The sequence below is a fragment of the Enterobacter cloacae complex sp. SHL022 genome, from assembly GCF_049237785.1.
GTDB classification, from domain to species: Bacteria; Pseudomonadota; Gammaproteobacteria; order Enterobacterales; family Enterobacteriaceae; genus Enterobacter; species Enterobacter hormaechei_C.
The window spans coordinates 1-19736 of record NZ_JBMKJH010000010.1 but is presented as its reverse complement, the minus strand read 5'-3'; the positions used below and the strand labels follow the sequence as shown (position 1 = coordinate 19736).

Sequence of the window (19736 nt, the reverse complement as noted above, 5' to 3'; positions counted from 1 at the left end):
GTAAAGGGGATAAGATGAGTCAGGTACTGATTACCGGCGCAACCGGGCTGGTGGGTGGACATCTGCTGCGGCTGCTGATCCAGGATCGGCATATCAACTATATCGCCGCCCCGACGCGTCGCCCGCTGTTGGATATCACCGGCGTCTATAACCCGCACGATCCACAGCTCACCGACGCGCTGGCGCAGGTGCAGGATCCCATTGATATCGCCTTTTGCTGCCTTGGCACCACCCGACGGGAAGCGGGCAGTAAAGAAGCTTTTGTCCATGCGGATTACACGCTGGTGGTGGATACCGCCCTGACGGCGAAAAAGCTGGGCGCAAAACATTTCCTGGTGGTCAGCGCGCACGGCGCGAACGCAGGCTCGCCGTTTTTTTACAACCAGGTGAAGGGCAAAATGGAAGAGGCGTTAATCGCGCAGAAATGGGAGCGCCTGACCATCGCGCGGCCTTCCATGCTGATGGGGCACCGTGACGAACGTCGTTTTAACGAGTCTTTTTTCGCTCCGCTGTTTCGCATTCTGCCGGGTAACTGGAAGTCCATCGAGGCGCGGGATGTCGCGCTGGCGATGCTAAAAGAGGCGCTGGCTCCGTCGCAGGAGGGGGTTAATATTATCCCTTCGGCAAAACTGCGTGAAATCGCGCAGGGCGAGGCGTAAACTTCCCCGGCTTATTAAATAACACCTTCCGGGGAATGGTATGACTGGTCAGTCTTCATCTCAGGCGGCAACACCTGTTCAGTGGTGGAAGCCCGCACTCTTCTTTCTCGTGGTCATCATTGGCCTCTGGTATGTGAAATGGCAGCCGTACTACGGTAAAGCCTTCACCGCCGCCGACACCCACAGCATCGGTAAATCGATTCTCGCGCAGGCCGATTCCAGCCCGCTACGCGCGGCGTGGGATTACGCAATGGTCTATTTTCTTGCCGTCTGGAAAGCGGCGGTATTGGGCGTATTGCTGGGCTCGCTGATTCAGGTACTTATCCCGCGTAACTGGCTGGTGAAAACCCTGGGACAGCCGCGCTTGCAGGGCACGCTGCTGGGGACGATTTTCTCCCTGCCGGGCATGATGTGTTCCTGCTGCGCCGCACCGGTGGCGGCGGGTATGCGCCGACAGCGCGTGTCGATGGGCGGCGCGCTTGCCTTCTGGATGGGTAACCCACTGCTGAATCCGGCAACGCTGGTGTTTATGGGCTTCGTTCTCGGCTGGCATTTCGCGTTTATCCGTCTGGCGGCTGGCCTGCTGACGGTGGTGCTTGTCGCTACGCTGGTGCAGCACCTGGTGAAAGACAACGAGGCCGGGTCTGCTTCCGTTGAGCTGGACGTCAGCGAGCCGCAGGGCAGTTTCTTTGCTCGCTGGGGCAAAGCGCTGTGGCAGCTTTTCTGGAGCACCATTCCGGTCTATATCCTGGCCGTACTGGTGCTGGGGGCCGCGCGCGTCTGGCTGTTCCCGCATGCGGATGGCGCTATCGACAACACGCTGATGTGGGTGATTGCGATGGCGGTGGCCGGTTGCCTGTTCGTGATCCCAACCGCGGCGGAGATCCCGATTATTCAGACCATGATGATGGCCGGTATGGGGACCGCACCAGCGCTGGCGCTGCTCATCACGCTGCCGGCGGTGAGCCTGCCGTCGCTTATCATGCTGCGTAAGTCATTCCCGGCGAAAGCGCTGTGGCTGACTGCGGGGCTGGTGGCGTTGAGTGGAGTGATTGTGGGGAGTATGGCGCTTGTGTGAAAGAAAGCCCGGTGGCGCTTGCGCTTACCGGGCTTACAGTCAGGTGTGAATTACTTAATATAAGTAAACGCGGTGGTGACGTGCTTCACGCCGCTCACCCGGCTGGCGATATCCGCTGCCGCTTTCCCTTCACGTTCCGTCACCAGACCCAGCAGGAACACTTCGCCGTTCTCCGTGGTCACTTTCACGTTTGAGGATTTCACCTGGTCGGTACCCAGCAGCTGGGAACGCACTTTGGTGGTGATCCAGGTATCAGATGACGCGGTGCCGAGACCAATCGGCTGGCCCTGGCGGATCTCGTTATACACTTCCGCCGTGCCTTCCACACCCATCGCGATCTGTTTGGCGCGCGAGGCGAGTTCAGGATTTGGCGCCTGGCCTGCCAGCAGCACTTTGCCCTGATAAGCCGTCACGTTGATGCGTGCTTCCTTCTTGATCTGCTCGTCTTTCGACAGCGCACTGTTTACGCGCAGCTCAAGCGTACCGTCATCCACCTGCGTCCCAACGGTACGCGGATCGGTCGCTGCTTTGGTGCCGACCGCTGCGGTACCGACTACAGCGGCAGCGATGCATCCCTGAAGCAGTAATGCAGACATCACGACTGCAAGGGCCGATAAAACCTTCATGAGAACTCCTTAATCATCCTGGTGAGGGAAAAGCGTGTTATCGATCAGATCGCATAAGCAGTTCACCGTGAGCATATGCATCTCCTGGATGCGGGCGCTACGGTGCGAAGGAATGCGGATCTCCACATCCTGCGGCCCCAGCAGGCCAGCCAGCTCACCGCCGTCGTAACCGGTCAGGGCGACAATCGTCATATCCCGGGTCACTGCCGCTTCAACCGCTTTAACGATATCCCGGCTGTTACCGCGCGTGGAGATCGCCAGCAGCACGTCTCCGGCATGGCCTAAGGCGCGCACCTGCTTGGCGTAGATTTCGTCATGCAGACGATCGTTGGCAATCGCAGTTAAGACCACGTTATCGGTGTTTAGTGCAATGGCAGGTAAGCTTGGGCGCTCGGTTTCGAAGCGATTGATCATGCTGGCAGCAAAATGCTGTGCGTTGGCGGCGGACGTGCCATTGCCACAACAGAGGATTTTGTTGCCGTTGAGCAGCGACTGAACCAGTGTCATCGCTGCACGCGAGATCGCGTCCGGAAGGGCTTCCGCCGCGGCAATCTGCGTTTGAATGCTTTCTGTGAAGCACACTTTAATTCGTTCGAGCACGGTATCCCTTTAAAATCTTATTTATGCGTCTTCGCCAAACGCGTTTTTAAGCCAGTCGATCGCATTTCCGGTGAAGGCTACCACATCGAAACGGCAATCCACAGTATCAAAACTCCCATTATGGCGGGCAAGCCACAAGTGGGCAGTCTGTAATAATTTTTGTTGTTTGGCGAGCGTCACGCTGGCGGCAGCACCGCCAAAACGGGACGACTGTCGGTAGCGAACTTCAACAAACACGATGGTCTGACCGTCTTTCATGATCAGGTCAATCTCGCCGCCGCGCCCGCGAACGTTGGCGGCGACAAAGCGCAGTCCTTTGCCTTCAAGCCAGCGACGCGCCTTTAACTCCCACGCGTCGCCGGTCTGTTTACGGCTTAACTGGCCGGGACAATCTGCCCCTGCTGGTATTTGAGCCATGATAACTTCCTGTTAATCACACAATCCTGATCGGCGGTCAGATCGCCGGTATTCCCGTTAAGCTCGAAGCCCGGTACCTGGCGCATCTGGGTGAAGTGGTTTGCCAGCGCCCAGGCATCGACGCCCATCGCGTACAGACGCGCCAGGGAATAGTCATTGCGCACCGCGCCCAGCGCCTGCTGCATCAACTGCGGGTTGCTGCCTGCAAGCATCGGGATCTCGCTGTATTGCAGTCCTTCCATTTCCAGACGGAAATCCGGGCCTGCGGTACCCTGTGCGCTGCGTGAGCTGGCGTAGAGCGTTGCACCGCTCTGGCTGCCGTTACGCATGGCGATCATCGGTTTGATAAAGGCGATCTCTTCCGGCGTAGCGACGATGTACGCCGAATCCACTTTACCGCCGCCGCTGATTTGCGCGTCGGTAGGGGGCGCCGGGATCGTCAGACCGCCGATGGTGACGCTCTGCTGCTGCGGAAGGCTGGCGGATACCGGGCTACCGTTGAGGGCAATACCTGCCCCGCCGTTCACGCCCGCTCTCAGTTCGGCAGCTGAGCCAAATTTCTGCTGCAACACCACGCCACCGCCAAGGGTCTGCCACTCTTGCGCAAACGCGTTGGCAACGCGATCGCCCAGCGTGCTGCGTGGGATCAACAGCAGCGGCGCCTGCTTGCCCTGCTCGTGAATATGACGGGCCGCATCGCGGGCTTCATCCTCCGGAGAGAGGGCGAAGTAACAGATATTGGCGCGGTTCTGAACCTGCTCAGGCTGGTTAAGCGCCAGCACGTTCAGCGTGGTGTTGCTCTTCATCAGCGCTTCCACGTTGTTTTTCAACAGCGGACCGACAACGATGCTGGCCCCGTCCTTCTGAACCTGCGCCAGCACCTGGTCAAGCGGCTGGGCGCTGGTGTCGTAGATTTTCAACTCTGCACCAGGGTTAGCGCTGGTGGTGGCCACAGCCTGCGGCTGGGTTGCTGGCTGCTGTTCCGGCTGCGCGGTTTGCGGCTGAGGTTGTTCTGCCGTCGCGGGCGCCGGTGTTTCATCCGGGGCCTGTGTTGCCGCAGGCGCAGGGGGAGCGGGCTGCGTCGTTGGGGCGGTAACCGGATTCTGCATGGTGCCCTGCGCAGGGGTCAGGTCGCTGGTTTCGGCGGCGGACGGGCTGACAACGTCATTCACATTCGCCGCCTGTGCTGCCTGGGTCGGAACCGCGCTACCGCTGACGGCGGTAGTGCCGTTTTTCGCGGCTTCGAAACCTTGCTGAATGGCGCGACCAAACACCGCTGCCTGACCGTTTAACGGCAGCAGTAGGGCGATTTTGCTGGTGGAGGCGGGCTTAAAGTTTTGCACGTTCACCAGCTGCGTTGGCAGCATTTTCGCTCCCGGGTTTTGCGGGTAACGCTTTTGCCAGTCGGTAATGCCAGCTTTCAGCATGTTCGGATCGCTGCGGTTGTTGAACCACATCTGTTGCAGATCCAGCCAGCCTTGCAGAACATTTTCATCGGCGTTGATTACCAGCGCTTTGGCCTGATCCTGGGTCATGGAGGCGAGCGCCTGCCAGGTTGCGTCAATATTTTTTTGCTTGTCTGCACCCGCGAGCAGAGGCTCCTGGGCAATCAGCGCGCGGAGTAGCGTCAGGGAAGGGCGGCCCTGCTCAGCGGTGATACCGGCCTGCCAGAAACGGGCCTGCTGGTTTTTATCCAGCGTGCTGAGATCGATGGTGCCGAGGATCTTCTTCGCGCCGTCGTAATCTTTTTGCGCGACCTTCAGTTCTGCTGACAGCAGCGTCTGCTCATGACGCTGAGTGTCGTTAAGATCCTGCGGCAGCTGGCTGAACAGCTCGGCGGCCTGCTGGGTTTTCCCTTCTTTCAGCAGTGCACGAATGGCGAGTAATTGCCAGTTGATCCTGGTATCATTTGTACTCTGCGACATCTGTTGCAGATAAAAGCCAGAATCAGCCTGAGCGGATCCCTGCATATGAGCAGTGCTCTGGTCAGGTGCCTGGGTGCCGCAGCCGGTAAAGATCAGGGCTGCCAGCAGGAGGGGCACGCTGTGCGCGGCTTTTTTTCGAAGAAACGTTAACGGTACCATACTGTATCCAGTGATTTTTTTACGCAATGCTCAATATTAAATCGGCAATACGGACGAAACAATGAAACAACACGAAACGGCAGATAATTCTCAAGGCCAGCTTTATATTGTACCTACTCCTATCGGGAATTTGTCTGATATTACCCAACGTGCGCTCACCGTATTGCAAGCTGTTGATTTAATTGCGGCTGAAGACACCCGTCATACCGGTTTACTGCTACAACACTTTGCCATCAACGCCCGTTTGTTTGCCCTGCACGATCACAATGAGCAACAAAAAGCCGAAACGCTGGTGGCGAAGCTTAAAGAAGGGCAGAACATCGCGCTGGTCTCCGATGCGGGAACGCCGCTGATCAACGATCCGGGCTACCATCTGGTACGCACCTGCCGGGAAGCTGGCATCCGCGTTGTGCCGCTGCCGGGGCCGTGCGCGGCGATTGCGGCGTTAAGCGCTGCGGGTCTGCCGTCCGATCGTTTCTGCTACGAAGGTTTCCTGCCAGCTAAATCCAAAGGCCGTCGCGATGTGTTAAAGGATCTGGAAGCTGAACCGCGTACGTTGATCTTCTACGAATCAACCCACCGTCTGCTGGAAAGCCTGGAAGATATGGTGACCGTCTGGGGTGAAGCCCGCTATGTGGTGCTGGCGCGCGAGCTGACCAAAACGTGGGAAACCATTCACGGTGCGCCGGTTGGCGAACTGCTGGCGTGGGTGAAAGAGGATGAAAACCGCCGCAAGGGCGAAATGGTGCTGATTGTTGAAGGCCACAAAGCGCAGGAAGACGCCCTGCCTGCCGATGCGCTGCGTACGCTGGTCCTGCTACAGGCTGAACTCCCCCTGAAAAAAGCGGCGGCGCTGGCGGCGGAGATCCACGGCGTGAAGAAAAATGCGCTGTATAAATATGCGCTGGAGCAGCAGGGGGAGTAAGCCCCTGCCGCCTGTTTTGCCGGGTGGCGGCTTCGCCTTACCCGGCCTACACCGTGTCAAAGCCTCACTATTTCTCCGGCATCGCCTCAAACACCAGCGTTTCCAGCGGTTGCAGCGTAATCACCACAGCGTTTTTATACTCCTCTGGTACGGTCGAATTACTGCCGTACACGGCTTTCAGGGTAAACTGGGAACGCTCTCCTGCCGGGATCTCAAAATCTTTGGTTAAATCCAGGAAGTAACGTTGCGGCTTATCCGATGGGTTGCGTAAGCCAAAAATCGCTTTGTCTTTACTCCATGAGGCCCAGCCGTAAACCTCAAGCGAAGTTGGGTCTCCGCCAATCCAGTGAGTATCCACCAGCACGCTGGCATTCTCACGCGACCATTTCGCCGCCTGCGCCAGGGTATCCCACTTCGCCTTATTCAGCATGGACGGCGTGATGTACAGCTCCTGAAGCTGAGTTCCGGTTGCGAAGTAGCTCCAGACCTGATCGGCAAAATCGCTGTCTGTTTGCACTTTCTCGAGTCCATAGTAAGCGTTCTCTGCGCTGACGATCCCGTGGTACATCAGTGAGTTAAGCGGGAACAGCGGACCTTTACGCACGATGGATCGCCAGGTTTCGGCATCGCGGTAGGTCATCCACTGCTGCACTGGCGTGCCGGGGCCGTACAGGTTGATATCATCGCCCTGACGCCAGATTGAATCAGCATAGAACAGCCAGGACGGGCTGGCGTCGGTGCCGGTGGTCAGGTTGATAAACAGGTTCGGATTTGCGCTGCGCATGTTGTGCAGCAGGGCAATGGACGCGTCAAAATCCGATGCAAATGGGCTGCCCTTGATATGCGAATTGGCGTTACCCATTCCGTCGAGCTTGAACGAGGTAATGTGCTCGTTTTTGATCAGCTTAATGATCTGATCGTTAAAGTTTTTAAAGTAGTTCGGCCCCGACAGCGCCAGCTTGCCGTCTACGGTTTCGAAACCATACTCTTTTGCATGCGAGACGCGAATATCGCGCGGCTTGTTGTAACCGCCCCACGGTGAAAGCCACAGCCCAACCGAGCTATGCAGGCTGTCGGCTTTTTCCCTGACTTTGCCAAAACCGTTGCTGAATGCCGGGCCAAACAGCCAGCGTCCGGTGCGATCGTCCCAGCCATCGTCCAGCAGGAACGCGTCCAGCGCCACCCCGCGTCCGGCAATAAATTCTTTATTCCATTCGTCCATCCGCCCAATGACATCCTGCTCGGAGTAAGGGGTAAAGAAGCCGATGTCCATCCAGCTGTTGTAGTGCAGGTAAGGCTTATAAGGCCGCGGACGCACGGCATCGATAAACTGGTTTACGCTGCGGCGCAGCTGATTAGTTTCCGGGAAAGTGCCGAACCAGGTGGTAAAACTAACCGGTGTCTCAGGCAGAATTGGCGTTTTCAGCTCCACGTTGAGGTTCGTGGTGGCTTCATAAGCGTAAGTATTCACAATCGGTTTGTCTGGCAGGATGAAGAACGAGTCGGCCACGATTGGCGAGCTGTTAATCGCCCCGTCAACGTAAGGTGCCTGAGACTGCTTCTTCGTCGGGAAGAAGGTAATTTTCGCTACGTCCCGCGGCTGCCCGACGGCGGCGATGGTGTAGCCGATGCTGGCGTATTTTCCCTTCACCAGGTTCAGTTTCACCGTTACGTTAAAATCCGGATGCGTAAAGTCGATGACTATCGCATTGTCCTGCTTTTCGACGTGCTTGATTTTGAAATCAGCGGTGTGGATTTTTGTTTCATCCGGTAGCGTCAGAAAGAACAACTCCTGGGGCGTGAGCGGATGGTTAGCTTTGCTGTCCGTTACCACTACCGTTGCGTTTGCATCATCAAACGAAAGGGCAATATTGTCGTTACTGAGCGCGTAGTTTGCTGCTGCCGCACCATGAGAAACACAGAGAGTCAGCAGCGAGAGAGTGAGCATTTTTTTCATCGGGGTAAGATCCTTATCAGTAATGCTTCAGCATTCGGTTGATGGACTGTTCCAGCCAGTAGCGCTGGGTGCCGAAGTTAATACGCAGGTAGTTTTCGCCGTTTTGTACGTAGTGGCTGCCATCTTCAATGACCACGCCAGCCTGTTTTGCGAAATGTTGAGTTAGCGCCGTCGCACTGCGATCGTCCGCACTGACGTCTATCCAGGCGAGATACGACGACTCCGGGTTCATCATCTTCCATGCAGGGAAGTGGGTCTGGATGGCATCCGCAAGGTAGCGGGCATTGCCGCGCAGATAACCATTCAGCGCGTCGAGCCATGGCAGAGCCTGCTGATAGGCCAGAATAATTCCCCACACGCCGAAGATATTGGGCGAGGTAATGGAGTTCTTCTCCAGCTGCTGGCGGAAACGCTGGCGCAGCGAATCGTCTGGAATTATCGAGTAGGATGTTTTTAGCCCGCCAAGGTTGAACGCTTTATTGGGGGAGGTCAGCACAATCAGGTTGTCCTGGGCGGCACAGCCCGAAGTCAGACAGCTGACGAATGTACCGTCCAGAATGTGCTCGGCGTGAACCTCATCAACCACCAGAATCGTGCCGTAGCGCTTACAGAGATCGGACACCTGGCGTATCTCATCCGCGCGCCAGATTCGGCCTGAAGGGTTATGCGGCGAGCAGAAGAACCACAGTTTTGGACGGTGAGTTTTGAGCTGAACTTCAATCAGATTAAAATCCAGGTGATAGCGGTTTTCCTTCACGCTCAGCGGATTTGCAAGCACCCGCACGCCCTGTCGCTGTGTCGCCATCGCAAACGGGTCATACACCGGGGTGTTCATCATCACGCAGTCGCCGGGTTTGCAGAACGCCTGAACCGTATAGTGCAGCGTGGAAACGGTGCCGTAGGTCAGGGTGATCCATGACTTATGCACCTCAACCTGATGACGGGTGCGCTGGAAGGCGATGACCGCATCGTAGAATTCGTCGAAGCACCAGGTGTAACCGAAGGTGCCATGCTCCACGATGCGCTGGAAGCCTTCAATCACGGCGGGTGGCGAGGTGAAATCCATGTCTGCTATCCACAGCGGGATAAATCCCTCCGGGACATCACCGAAACGCGAGCACACAAACGCATGATCCCATTTACGGCATTTATCGCTTTTACGCTCAATGATTCTGTCGAAATCAAACACAACGTCCCCCTGTTAAATTAAGGCTTCAATGCCGGATTTGACGCTCTGCACCTGCGGGCCGATGATCACCTGAACGCTGTGGGCATCAAGCACCACGACTGACAAGGCGCCCGCGGCCTTCAGCGCCTGCTGGTCGATAAGCCCCATATCTTTCACCACCAGACGTAAGCGGGTGATGCAGTTGTCGAGCGACTCAATATTCTCTTTACCGCCAAGCGCGCGAAGAATAAGCCCATGATCGTATTTTGATTTTCCACGTGCCCGGGTATTGGCTTCCACCGCCTGGAGCGCACCCTGCGCGTCAACCTCACGGCCCGGCGTTTTAATATCGTGCCTGAGGATGTACCAGCGGAAGACGAAGAAGTAGATAGCAAACCAGGCAATACCCACCGGGAACAGCAGATACCATTTGGTCGACATCCCCTGCATGACGCCGAAGATCAGCAGATCCAGAATGCCGCCGTCGGTGTTGCCGATGGTGACGCCGAGCAGCGCCATCACCATCAGCGCCAGGCCAGACATAACGATATGAAACGCGTAAAGCACAGGGGCAATAAACAGGAACAGGAACTCAATCGGCTCTGAAATACCCGTGACAACTGAAACCAGCACGCCAGAAAGCAGCAGCCCTTTAATCACCGGACGGTTTTCCGGGCGCGCGGTGCGGTAGATAGCGTAAGCCACGGCAGGCAGGCCGAAGATAAAGGTCGGCATAAACCCTTGCGATAAAAATGCCGTAACGTGCGGGCTAAACGGCAGGCCAGCTTTCAGCTCGGCGTAGAAAATGTTCAGCGCACCGGCCACTTCCTGGCCGTTAACCATCTCAATGCCGCCCGCCGGGGTGAAGCGCACCATCGCCAGCAGGATGTGGTGCAGGCCAAAAGGTTTGAGCAGCAGTACGCCCACGCCATACAGGAACGGCCCAAAGACGCTGGTGCTCTGGATGATATGACCAATCCCGGCAATGCCCATTGCCACATATTCCCACAGCAGGGGGATGAACAAGCCGACCAGCGACAGGGTGAGGGCGGTAACAATCGGTACAAAACGAATGCCGCTAAAGAAGGCAAACGCGTCGTGCAGCACCGTGTCCTGGAAGCGTTCGTGCAGGAAGTAGGTGATCACCCCTACCACAATGCCGCCGAGCACGCCCATCTCCAGCGTTTGAATACCAAGCACGATGGATTGTCCCACCTGTCTCATGGTGGCGGCATCCGCAAGCTGGTGGGTGGCGGTCAGGTAGTAGTTGATGCTCATGTTCATCAGCATGTAGCCAACGAATCCGGCAAAAGCGCCCACCGCTTTATTACGTCTGGCAAGGCCCATCGGGATCGCCATGGCAAACATCAGCGGCAGATAGGTAAAAGCAAAGCCGCCGACCATGGCGATAAAACCAAAGGTGAGCTGCGTTAACTCGCCGCCCAGAAAGGGAAAACTTTTGATGGTGGAAGGGCTGGTGACAGAACTACCGATACCTAACAACAACCCCATAAAGGCCAACAGCGAGACTGGGAACATAAACGTCTTTCCCAGGCTCTGGAAAAACTCCCACGCTTTCGATTTAAACGACTTTTCCTGTGTCATGTAGGGACTCCTCGGATTTTTAGGATAATGGAAGGCGCTGTCCGGCTTAAGGACGCGCCTTCATATTTGCGAGGCTTATAGTTATTTTTTTAGGTACTAGCGTTATGCGCGATGGGTTCAGGCTTCAGCCGGAAGCAGCAGCCGGTTCGCCGAGCCGCAAACGGTGATTTTGCTTCTGACCACCTCTTTCATGGCATCCATGCCGACGCGCATGTAGAAGCGCGGATCGTTGCCCTGTGGGTTCTCGGCAAACCAGGCTTTGACTGCGTCAGAGAAGGCGATTTTCAGCTCTGTTGCGACGTTAACTTTGCAGACGCCCAGCTCAATGGTGCGGCGCACATCCTCATCCGGCACATCGCTTGCACCATGCAGCACCAGCGGCACTGTCACTACCTCGCGGATCTCGGCCAGCCGCTGGAAGTCGATTTTTGGGCGTTTGGTATAGAGACCGTGCGCGGTACCGATGGCGACGGCGAGGCTGTCCACGCCTGTCAGTTCGACAAAGCGTTTTGCTTCCTGCGGGTCGGTCAGGAACGCGCTTTCGGCGTCGACGCTCATGTCATCTTCCACCCCACCCAGTCGGCCCAGTTCGGCCTCGACGCTACAGTCGTTGAGGTGGCAGAAATCGACGACCGATTTCACCAGCTTGACGTTTTGTTCGAAGGGGTAATGGCTACCGTCGATCATTGCGCTACGTACGCCGGCATGGACTTTGCGGCGAATGTCGTCCAGCGATTCGTGGTGATCGAGGTGTAGCGCCAGCGGCATGTCATAAGTAAGGGAATACGCGCTGCACAAGGCGTAAATCTCTTCCAGCGCAATATGTTTAAACGTCCCCGGCGTACCCGCGAGGATCACCGGCGATCGCATTTCGCTACAGACTTCGAGGATCGCCTGGATCGTCTCGGCGTTATGGATGTTAAAGGCCGGAACGGCAAAGCCCTTCGCCTGTGCGTCCTGTAAAAGATATTTGGTAGAAATAATACTCATGAGCCTGTCCTCTTAAGCCTGCCACGGATGAATAACGACGCCCTGGACCACACGGTTAACCGTACCGCTGGCGGATGGCGTATCCGGCGTATTGCCAACGTGCAGAGACTGGGTCAGTGCGAAGACCTGGGCGTACATCAGGAAGCAGAACGCCTGCTCCATATCGTTAAATACACGGGAAGGCGGCAGCAGGATATGCGGGCCAGCTTCAATGACCGGATCCGTTTCGGCTGCAATGGCTACCACGCGCATAGCCTGACGATCGCGTCGCAGCTCGGCGAGCAGATCCAGATCGTACTGACGCGTGTACGGATGGCTGGAGACAAACACGACGACCAGCGTTTCGTTGTCCACCAGCGACTTAGGCCCGTGACGGAAACCCGTTGGCGAATCGTAGAATGCCGCCAGCTTGCCGGCGGTCAGCTCCAGCACCTTCAACGCTGACTCCCGTGCGGCGCCCTGTAATCCACCGCTGCCCAGATAAACAATGCGTTTCCACGGTTCGTTACCAAAGACGCCGGGGCTGAAATCGCCAAGCGACGTGAGGATCGCCTGACAGCGATCGGACACGTCGCGGAACGTTTTGCTGTTGATCGTTTCCGGTGCGAATACCGCCAGGCAGCTCGCCATCATGGTGGTGATGCTGCTTGTCATCGCGAACCCGCGATCGTGCGTTTCGGCTGGCATGAGCAGAGCGCAGGCGTTATCGCTGTCGACGGCATTCTGATACAGGCTGCCCGCTTCATTACAGGTGATCGACAGGTGGTAGCACTCCGGAACAAACTGATTCGCCAGCTCAACGGCAGCGACGCTCTCCGGGCTATTGCCAGAACGGGCGAAAGAGACCAGCAGCAGCGGGTGCGCAGGGCTGAAGTAATCCATCGGGTTGGTGACCAGATCGGTCGTAGGTATCGCGGTGATATTTTTTCTCGTGTGGCTGGCAAGCCATGGCGCAATGATGTCGCCGATAAAAGCAGACGTACCCGCGCCGGTCAGAACGATCCGCAGATCGGGCTTGCGCAACAGTGGCGTCAGAAAACTGTCGATCGACGCGCGCAGATTATCAATATTGTTGAGCGAGCGAAGCCAGCTGGCTGGCTGCTGGCGGATCTCTTTTTCGGTCCAGGTGCCGGTGGTGGTAGTGGTTTGTGGCATAACTCAGTCCTTAGTCGTGTGAATTCCACATCAGACGCTGGCAAATGTGTCGCTATCTTTCGTTTCGTTTCACTTGTTCACTTTAGCAGTTAAAGAAAATCTATAGAAAAGAAATCGAAAGTTCAATGGCAAAAAAGAAATAAAACGAAAAGTGTGATCGCGAAAGGAAAGGCGAAGATCAAGGAAAGGAAAAGAAAGGCCTTACGATCGTCTTCCGTAAGGCCAACAGAGCACACTGTGAAGGGGCTACAGGGAAAGAGCCTGACCCTGGATCCAGATCTGCCGGAGGTGTAAACCCGCATCGAGCGCAATAATATTGGCGCGTTTGCCTGGTGCTAACGATCCCAGCAGGTGATCCATACCGAGCAGACGGGCGGGATGCAGCGAGGCCATATGGATAGCGTTTTCTGGGGCGACCCCCGTATGCTCCACCATATTTCGCACGGCGGCATCCAGCGCGAGCGTGCTGCCCGCCAGCCCGCCCGAGGCCGTGCGAACAACGCCGCCCTGCATCTCGACATTTTCACCACACAACGTATAGCGCCCATCAGGCATACCCGCCGCCTGCATGGCATCGGTAATCAGCACCGTACGATCCTTCGCGCAGCAACAACATAGCCGCATGGCTCCAGGATGAACGTGATGCCCGTCGGCAATAAGCTCCAGCCACGCGCGTGGGTCCGTAAGCCCGGCGCCAACCATGCCCGGCTCCCGGTGGTGTAATCCCGTCATGCCGTTGTAGCAGTGCACCAGCCCGTCTGCGCCTGCATCAAATGCGGCCAGGGTTTGCGCGTATGTAGCGGCGCTGTGGCCCAGCATGACGCGTATCCCTTTTTGCTTGAGGTGATGGATCGCCTTCAGGGCATCCACTTTTTCCGGAGCAAGCGCCACCACCCGCAGCGTGTTCTGCGAAACCGCAATCAGCTCATCAAGTTCCGCGAGATCCAGCTCGCGAAACAGTTCTGGCGGGTGCGCCCCTTTGTTCTGCGGTGTAAAGTACGGGCCTTCCAGATAGCTGCCCAGGAGCTGCGCGCCGGGGCCACCGGCATGACAGCGCCGGGCAATGCGCCGTAACGCGCCATGGATCGCCTCCAGCGAAGCGGTGACGGTGGTAGGCAGAAACGCCCCTACGCCTTCACGCGCTTTATGTATGGCTAACCGGTCCAGCACGTCGGGGGCATCATCCATCACATCCACACCCGCGCCGCCGTGGACGTGGATATCAATGTATGCCGGGCAAAGCAGGTCTGCCTCGCGGGTGTTAACCCCTGCCGGAATCGGCTCGATGGCGGTGATGACGCCTCTATCCATACGCAGCTGATGGTCATCCAGCCAGCCTTGCCCGGTAAGCAGACGACGCGCGCGCAGCAGCTGGCTCATATCCCTTCCTCGGCGGGCGCTTCCTCGCGACAGCGTGCAAGTTCATCCACCAGGCTGGTCAGGCCGCGATGGCCGCACTCCAGCGCCTGCAAACGAAAGGCTTCACTGCTTAATCCGTCGCGCTCCAGAACCATCTCCAGCAAAAGCTGGAGATTGGTGCCGGTGATCACTTCGCTGCCGGGGCGCTGCATCGCGAGAGTAGAGGCCACACGAAACGGCGTACCGCCGAGAAGATCGGTGAGAAACACGATATCGTGCTCTGCATCCAGTTCATTCACTGCCTGCTCAAGCTGCGCGGTCAGCCGCGCAGTGGTGGAGCTTTCCGGAAAATCGATGGCGATAAACTGCGGCTGTTCGCCGAGGATTTGCTTCATTGCCTGTTGCAGCCCGCTGGCAAAACCGCCGTGACCCGTCAAAATAATGCCTAACATCGCAACCTCTTTGCTTTTTACAGGAAGTGACAGAATTTACCGACAACGCCCAGCACCACGGTGATACCAATCAGGCGCAGTGGGCTCCAGCCACGGCGTACCAGCCAGAACATGGTCAGGGTGTAGACCAGCGGCAGAAAGGCGGGCATCAGTTTGTCGATCACATCGGTTTGCAGTTTGACGACCGCATCCCCGGCTTTAATCTCGAGTGTGGTATTCAGGCGCACATAGGTTGCCACCAGCGCGCCAATCACTGTCATTCCGACAATGGACGCAGCATGACCAACCTTTTTGGTGTTGGCCTTGATCAGCGGGATCGCGGCGACACCCATTCGGTAGGCATAGTGCGCCAGACCAAAACGCAGGCCGAGATGCACCACGTTAAACAGAACGATAAAGACCACGGCGCCAAGAATGGATCCCTGTAGCGCCAGGCTGGCGCCAATCCCCCCGCAAATGGGCAGCAGGGTCAGCCAGAACATGGCGTCACCAATGCCACCGAGCGGTGCGCCAACGGCAATTTTAGTGCTCTGGATGCTGTTCACATCCTGCTTGGAACGCTCCATTGCCAGAATAATGCCGATGACGAAGGTCACCAGAAACGGGTGGGTGTTAAAGAAGCCCATATGGCCTTTCATGGCGCGCGCCAGGTCCCGCTTATTGGTGTGGATCTTTTTCAGCGCGGGCAGTAGCCCATACAGCCAGCCGGAGGCCTGCATACGCTCGTAGTTAAACGAGGCCTGTAGCAGCATGGAACGCCAGGCGACACGGTTAATATCCTTTTTCGTTAGCTCAGCGCCAATACTCTGATCTTCGTAGACGTTTTCATTCACGCCGGTCAGCAGTGTCTCTTCACTTTCAGACACGCCCGGCAGGGTGGTGTGATTAGATGCCATCTTCAAATTCCTCTTTCTGGGCCGCAGGCGCCGTGGGTTCAGGCGATTTGCGCAGCAGGTCGATCAGCGCCATCGCCAGTGCAGCCGCGGCAATCGCCAGCACCGGGAGTTTCAGCCAGGCCGCGGCGACAAAGCCGATAATGAAGTAAGGGATGTAAACGTTTTTCATCATGATCTTCAGTAGCACGGCGAAGCCGATCGCTGGCATGATGCCGCCCGCGACGCCGAGACCGTCGATCAGACGTTCCGGCAGCACGTCAATGGCGGTTTTCGCATGTTCAGCGCCGAAGTAGATGGGCAGAAATGCGCACAGGAAGTAGAAGACGCCGAGCGCCAGCAGTGCAAGATAGTTGACCCGTTCAATACCACGGGTGTCTGCGTTAGCCGCCATGCGATCGCAGCGGGACATCACGCCGGACATCACCGAGAAGAGGAAGGTGATCCCCATCTGAACCGCCACGGCAAACGGCACGGCGACCCCAACGGCGACATCCGGCTTCACGCCTGTAGTAATGGCAAATGTGGTGCCAACGATGGTGCCGATAATCACGTTTGGCGGCTGCGCGCCCGCCAGCGGCGCGAGTCCCATCCAGACCAGTTCTAACGTACCGCCGGTCAGAATTCCGGTGTGCAAATCGCCCAGAATCAGGCCAACCAGTGGCCCGAGCACCACTGGACGGTGCATGTGTGTTAAGCCGTTAAACATATCCAGGCCCGCTATAAAGGCGAGAAGCCCCAGCGCGAAAGCCTGCAACAGACTGATTTCCATTGTGAATCCCTCAGAGCAGTTTAAAGAGATCCAAAGCAGTCTCTGTTGGAACGCCCTGAACGAAGCATTCCACTCCGGCCGCCTTCAGGCCGTTAAACGCGGCGATATCGTTCGCGTCTACAGATACCGTTTTGGCAATTTGCTGTTTGCCACTGGCGTAATGCATATTTCCGACGTTAATACGGGTGATGGGCACGCCGCCCTCGACCAGCGTTAAAAAATCAGCCGGTGTTTTACAGACCAGCAGAATTTTCTGCCGGTCGGCGGCGCGATGAATGTTGTCGATCACTTTTTGCAGAGACCAGAAACGCACGGCGATGCCTTCCGCAAGCACCATCTCCATCAGGTTTTGCTGAACCGGATCGTCTGCAACCTCGTCATTTGCCACCAGCACCAGGTTCGCCCCCGCAAACCCCACCCACTGTACGCCCACCTGACCGTGGATCAGGCGTTCATCAATGCGGCATAAGACAATGTTTGGCATAGCGTTTTCCTCTTTTTAATTATGCGTGTTGAGTCGTTACGCCTTCGCAGGCGGCATGGTACTGATGGAGTATGTCCTGAATGTGGTCGAGGATGAGTTCCCGTGGTGTGGAGCTGAGAGCACCATCGCGAACTTTGCTGTACTGCAACGGCAGATACTGGCTGATCAGCGGCAGCGGGATCGGTTCATCCGCCAGGTTGCGTACCAGCCGCTCAAAGGCGTCGTCAATCTGGCTGTCTGGCCAGTAATAGCGCACGCGGTCGGAATAGCTGTAACCGCGGGCCAGGCGACGGGCATTGCCGTCGCCGTGATAGTGGCTTTGCCAGTATTCCGGGCGATCGAGCATCACGTTTTCCAGGACGTGACGCAGCCCTGAGCAGGCTTTTGCCGGCAGCAGCTCTTCTTCAATTGCTGCCAGTGAGAACAGCGCTTCGCGCAGCGCGAAGGTTAGCGCAGGGCCGACTTTCAGAATGGCGAAGTGATCTTTCACCAACTGGCGCAGCGCCTGCGGCGTCTGGTAATCGGTAGAGTGTGCTTCAAATACCAGCGTGTCGTAGGCTTCAACCATCTTGCTCAGCGCGACGGCTTTATGCGGTTGATAGTCACAAACGTGCGCATGGTCGAACTCAACGCTAGGCTGAACGACCAGGCCAATAATGCGCGGCCAGATGTCGCTTAACCCTTCCTTCTCGAATGCGTGGCGGTGTGCCTCAAGCGTGGCGCGTGCCGCCTCTGGCGTGGTGACCTCAAGCTCGGTCAGCGTCTCGTGTGCCCCACCGGGAACCGGAACTTCCGTGCCGATAACGTAGACCAGATCGGCTACGCCAAATTGCTCGAGACAGGTGGTTTCGGCAATTTTAGCCAGCCGAGCGGCACGCCCGGCAACGATTGCATCGGTTAAAGGAACCGGGTCGTCTTCGCAGGACATGCTGCAATCGAGGTGAATTTTTTTAAATCCGGCCGCCACGTAGCTTCTGATCAGATCGTCGGCGTTCGCCATCGCCTGCAAAGCTGGCAGGTTTTGCCAGCGGTTTGGACCTAAATGATCGCCGCCAAGGATCAGCTGTGAGGTGGGGAAACCGAGGGATCCCGCCAGCTTGCAGACAAACCCATAAAAATCGGCGGGCGTCATACCGGTATAGCCGCCAAACTGATCCACCTGGTTTGAGGTGGCTTCAATCAGCAGAGGCGTCTGTTGTGAATGGGCGTAACGTATTGCAGCTTCAAGTACCAGTGGATGTGCGGAACAGACGGCATAAATCCCGTTTGTATTCCCCCGTTTATGTTGTTCCACCATTTCTGTCAGATGTTTCACTTTCCTCTCCATTTCGGATGGTGTTGGCATTCATCTTTCGTTTTGTTTCATTTGATACTGCATTATGGTGATGTAAAAATAAAACGAAAGATAATAGTTTTCCGATCTGTTTCACAAAAGAAACATAATGAAAGGTTTCAGCGGCGATTAAGCTTGCGTCCGCCTCCCATACAGGGCTTGCATTCCCTCAAAAGAAAGGCGTTAATAAGAAAAACGAAATGAAACGAAAGTTTATTTACTAAGGAGCTCGTATGAGCAGCACCGATTCGTCCGCAGAGAAGCGCATCACCGGCACCAGTGAAAGGCGAGAGCAGATCATTCAGCGGTTGCGGGCGCAGGGAAGCGTGCAGGTTAACGATCTTTCTCTTTTATTCGGCGTGTCGACGGTGACGATCCGTAACGATCTGGCCTTTCTGGAAAAGCAGGGGATTGCCGTTCGCGCTTACGGCGGCGCGCTGATTTGCGAAGGCAATGCCCCCGGCGTGGAGCCATCCGTTGAGGACAAAAGTTCCCTTAATACGGCAGTGAAGCGCAGCATCGCGCAGGCGGCGGTTGAACTGGTGAAGCCGGGTCACCGCATTATTCTGGACTCCGGCACCACGACCTTTGAAATTGCCCGCATGCTGCGCCAGCACACCGATGTCATTGCCATGACCAACGGGATGAACGTTGCAAACGCGCTGCTGGAAGCGGAAGGCGTAGAGCTGCTGATGACCGGCGGGCATTTGCGCCGTCAGTCACAGTCCTTCTACGGCGACCAGGCGGAGCAGTCCTTACAGAATTACCATTTTGACCTGCTGTTTCTGGGCGTCGATGCCATCGATCTCGACCGGGGGGTGAGTACGCATAACGAGGATGAAGCCCGTCTGAACCGCAAAATGTGCGAGGTGGCGGAGCGTATTATCGTTGTCACGGACTCCAGCAAGTTTAATCGTTCAAGCCTGCATAAAATTATTGATACCCATCGAATCGACATGATTATCGTTGATGAAGGCATTCCGGCGGAAAGCCTGGAAGGGTTACGCAAAAGCGGGATCGATGTGGTGCTGGTCTAAAGAGGCTTTTCCCCTCACCCTAACCCTCTCCCCATAGGGGAGAGGGTTCCCCAGTAATTTGAAAGCAAAAACTATAACGTTGCCTCAGAATAACTGAGGGCTTTCAGCGATGCCTCGGTCCGGCTGTAAATCGCTGAGGCGT

19 protein-coding genes are annotated in these 19736 nt (G+C 56.6%); 4 read left to right on the top strand and 15 right to left on the bottom strand.

Annotated features, from left to right (window positions below; all coding sequences use genetic code 11):
• Positions 1-14 precede the first annotated feature (14 nt).
• Positions 15-659: an NAD(P)H-binding protein gene (locus ACOTZD_RS18965; protein WP_023304489.1), complete on the top strand. Its 645-nt coding sequence runs from the start codon at positions 15-17 to the stop codon at positions 657-659.
• 40 nt (positions 660-699) lie between these two features.
• Complete coding sequence (locus ACOTZD_RS18960) at positions 700-1737, top strand: permease (protein WP_003861758.1); 1038 nt, start codon at positions 700-702, stop codon at positions 1735-1737.
• A gap of 50 nt (positions 1738-1787) precedes the next feature.
• Here ACOTZD_RS18960 and dolP read toward each other — a convergent pair whose 3' ends face one another.
• From dolP to ACOTZD_RS18940, 4 genes are read right to left on the bottom strand one after another with little or no spacing between them, the layout of a single operon-like run.
• Positions 1788-2363 carry a division/outer membrane stress-associated lipid-binding lipoprotein gene (gene dolP, locus ACOTZD_RS18955; protein WP_003861756.1) on the bottom strand — a complete coding sequence of 192 codons (576 nt, stop codon included), beginning with the start codon at positions 2361-2363 and terminating at the stop codon, positions 1788-1790.
• A 9-nt stretch (positions 2364-2372) separates the two neighbouring features.
• The gene (diaA, locus tag ACOTZD_RS18950; RefSeq protein WP_003861754.1) at positions 2373-2963 is read right to left on the bottom strand and encodes a DnaA initiator-associating protein DiaA; all 591 of its coding nucleotides are present in this window, start codon (positions 2961-2963) and stop codon (positions 2373-2375) included.
• Between the two features lie 21 nt (positions 2964-2984).
• Positions 2985-3380, bottom strand: coding sequence for a YraN family protein (locus ACOTZD_RS18945; protein ID WP_003861751.1), 396 nt, complete (start codon positions 3378-3380; stop codon positions 2985-2987).
• Entirely contained in the window at positions 3338-5464 is a 2127-nt protein-coding gene (locus tag ACOTZD_RS18940; RefSeq protein WP_058663166.1) for a penicillin-binding protein activator, read from the bottom strand. Before ACOTZD_RS18940 ends, ACOTZD_RS18945 begins: the two co-directional genes overlap by 43 nt.
• A gap of 61 nt (positions 5465-5525) precedes the next feature.
• On the opposite strand from ACOTZD_RS18940, the gene rsmI reads away from it, so the two are divergent.
• A complete protein-coding gene (gene rsmI / locus ACOTZD_RS18935; protein WP_045907594.1) occupies positions 5526-6389 on the top strand; it encodes a 16S rRNA (cytidine(1402)-2'-O)-methyltransferase in 864 nt (287 codons plus the stop codon).
• Positions 6390-6456: 67 nt separating this feature from the next.
• On the opposite strand, the gene ACOTZD_RS18930 is transcribed toward rsmI, so the two are convergent.
• The 11 genes from ACOTZD_RS18930 to kbaZ form a co-directional block, all read right to left on the bottom strand.
• Positions 6457-8346 (bottom strand): enterotoxin, encoded by a 1890-nt coding sequence (locus ACOTZD_RS18930; RefSeq protein ID WP_047719120.1) that lies wholly within the window; start codon positions 8344-8346, stop codon positions 6457-6459.
• Positions 8347-8362: 16 nt separating this feature from the next.
• Positions 8363-9535 carry a MalY/PatB family protein gene (locus ACOTZD_RS18925; RefSeq protein WP_003861744.1) on the bottom strand — a complete coding sequence of 391 codons (1173 nt, stop codon included), beginning with the start codon at positions 9533-9535 and terminating at the stop codon, positions 8363-8365.
• A 12-nt stretch (positions 9536-9547) separates the two neighbouring features.
• On the bottom strand, positions 9548-11119 hold the full coding sequence (gene malX, locus ACOTZD_RS18920; RefSeq protein ID WP_017693930.1) for a maltose/glucose-specific PTS transporter subunit IIBC: 1572 nt from the start codon (positions 11117-11119) through the stop codon (positions 9548-9550).
• Between the two features lie 117 nt (positions 11120-11236).
• Positions 11237-12109, bottom strand: a complete 873-nt coding sequence (gene kbaY, locus ACOTZD_RS18915) for a tagatose-bisphosphate aldolase subunit KbaY (RefSeq protein ID WP_047654234.1) — start codon at positions 12107-12109, stop codon at positions 11237-11239.
• 12 nt (positions 12110-12121) lie between these two features.
• A complete protein-coding gene (locus tag ACOTZD_RS18910; protein WP_126297105.1) occupies positions 12122-13264 on the bottom strand; it encodes an SIS domain-containing protein in 1143 nt (380 codons plus the stop codon).
• 246 nt (positions 13265-13510) lie between these two features.
• Positions 13511-14644 (bottom strand): N-acetylglucosamine-6-phosphate deacetylase, encoded by a 1134-nt coding sequence (gene nagA, locus ACOTZD_RS18905; RefSeq protein ID WP_045350328.1) that lies wholly within the window; start codon positions 14642-14644, stop codon positions 13511-13513.
• The gene (gene agaF, locus ACOTZD_RS18900) at positions 14641-15075 is read right to left on the bottom strand and encodes a PTS galactosamine/N-acetylgalactosamine transporter subunit IIA (protein ID WP_003861734.1); all 435 of its coding nucleotides are present in this window, start codon (positions 15073-15075) and stop codon (positions 14641-14643) included. Before agaF ends, nagA begins: the two co-directional genes overlap by 4 nt.
• A gap of 17 nt (positions 15076-15092) precedes the next feature.
• Positions 15093-15971, bottom strand: a complete 879-nt coding sequence (gene agaE / locus ACOTZD_RS18895; RefSeq protein ID WP_017693933.1) for a PTS N-acetylgalactosamine transporter subunit IID — start codon at positions 15969-15971, stop codon at positions 15093-15095.
• Positions 15961-16740 (bottom strand): PTS N-acetylgalactosamine transporter subunit IIC, encoded by a 780-nt coding sequence (gene agaW / locus ACOTZD_RS18890; protein WP_003861730.1) that lies wholly within the window; start codon positions 16738-16740, stop codon positions 15961-15963. The genes agaE and agaW overlap by 11 nt, the downstream gene beginning before the upstream one ends.
• 10 nt (positions 16741-16750) lie before the next feature.
• On the bottom strand, positions 16751-17224 hold the full coding sequence (gene agaV / locus ACOTZD_RS18885) for a PTS N-acetylgalactosamine transporter subunit IIB (RefSeq protein WP_003861728.1): 474 nt from the start codon (positions 17222-17224) through the stop codon (positions 16751-16753).
• 19 nt (positions 17225-17243) lie between these two features.
• The gene (kbaZ, locus tag ACOTZD_RS18880; RefSeq protein ID WP_174402140.1) at positions 17244-18551 is read right to left on the bottom strand and encodes a tagatose-bisphosphate aldolase subunit KbaZ; all 1308 of its coding nucleotides are present in this window, start codon (positions 18549-18551) and stop codon (positions 17244-17246) included.
• A 239-nt stretch (positions 18552-18790) separates the two neighbouring features.
• On the opposite strand from kbaZ, the gene ACOTZD_RS18875 reads away from it, so the two are divergent.
• Complete coding sequence (locus ACOTZD_RS18875; protein ID WP_032607968.1) at positions 18791-19594, top strand: DeoR family transcriptional regulator; 804 nt, start codon at positions 18791-18793, stop codon at positions 19592-19594.
• Positions 19595-19736 lie beyond the last annotated feature (142 nt).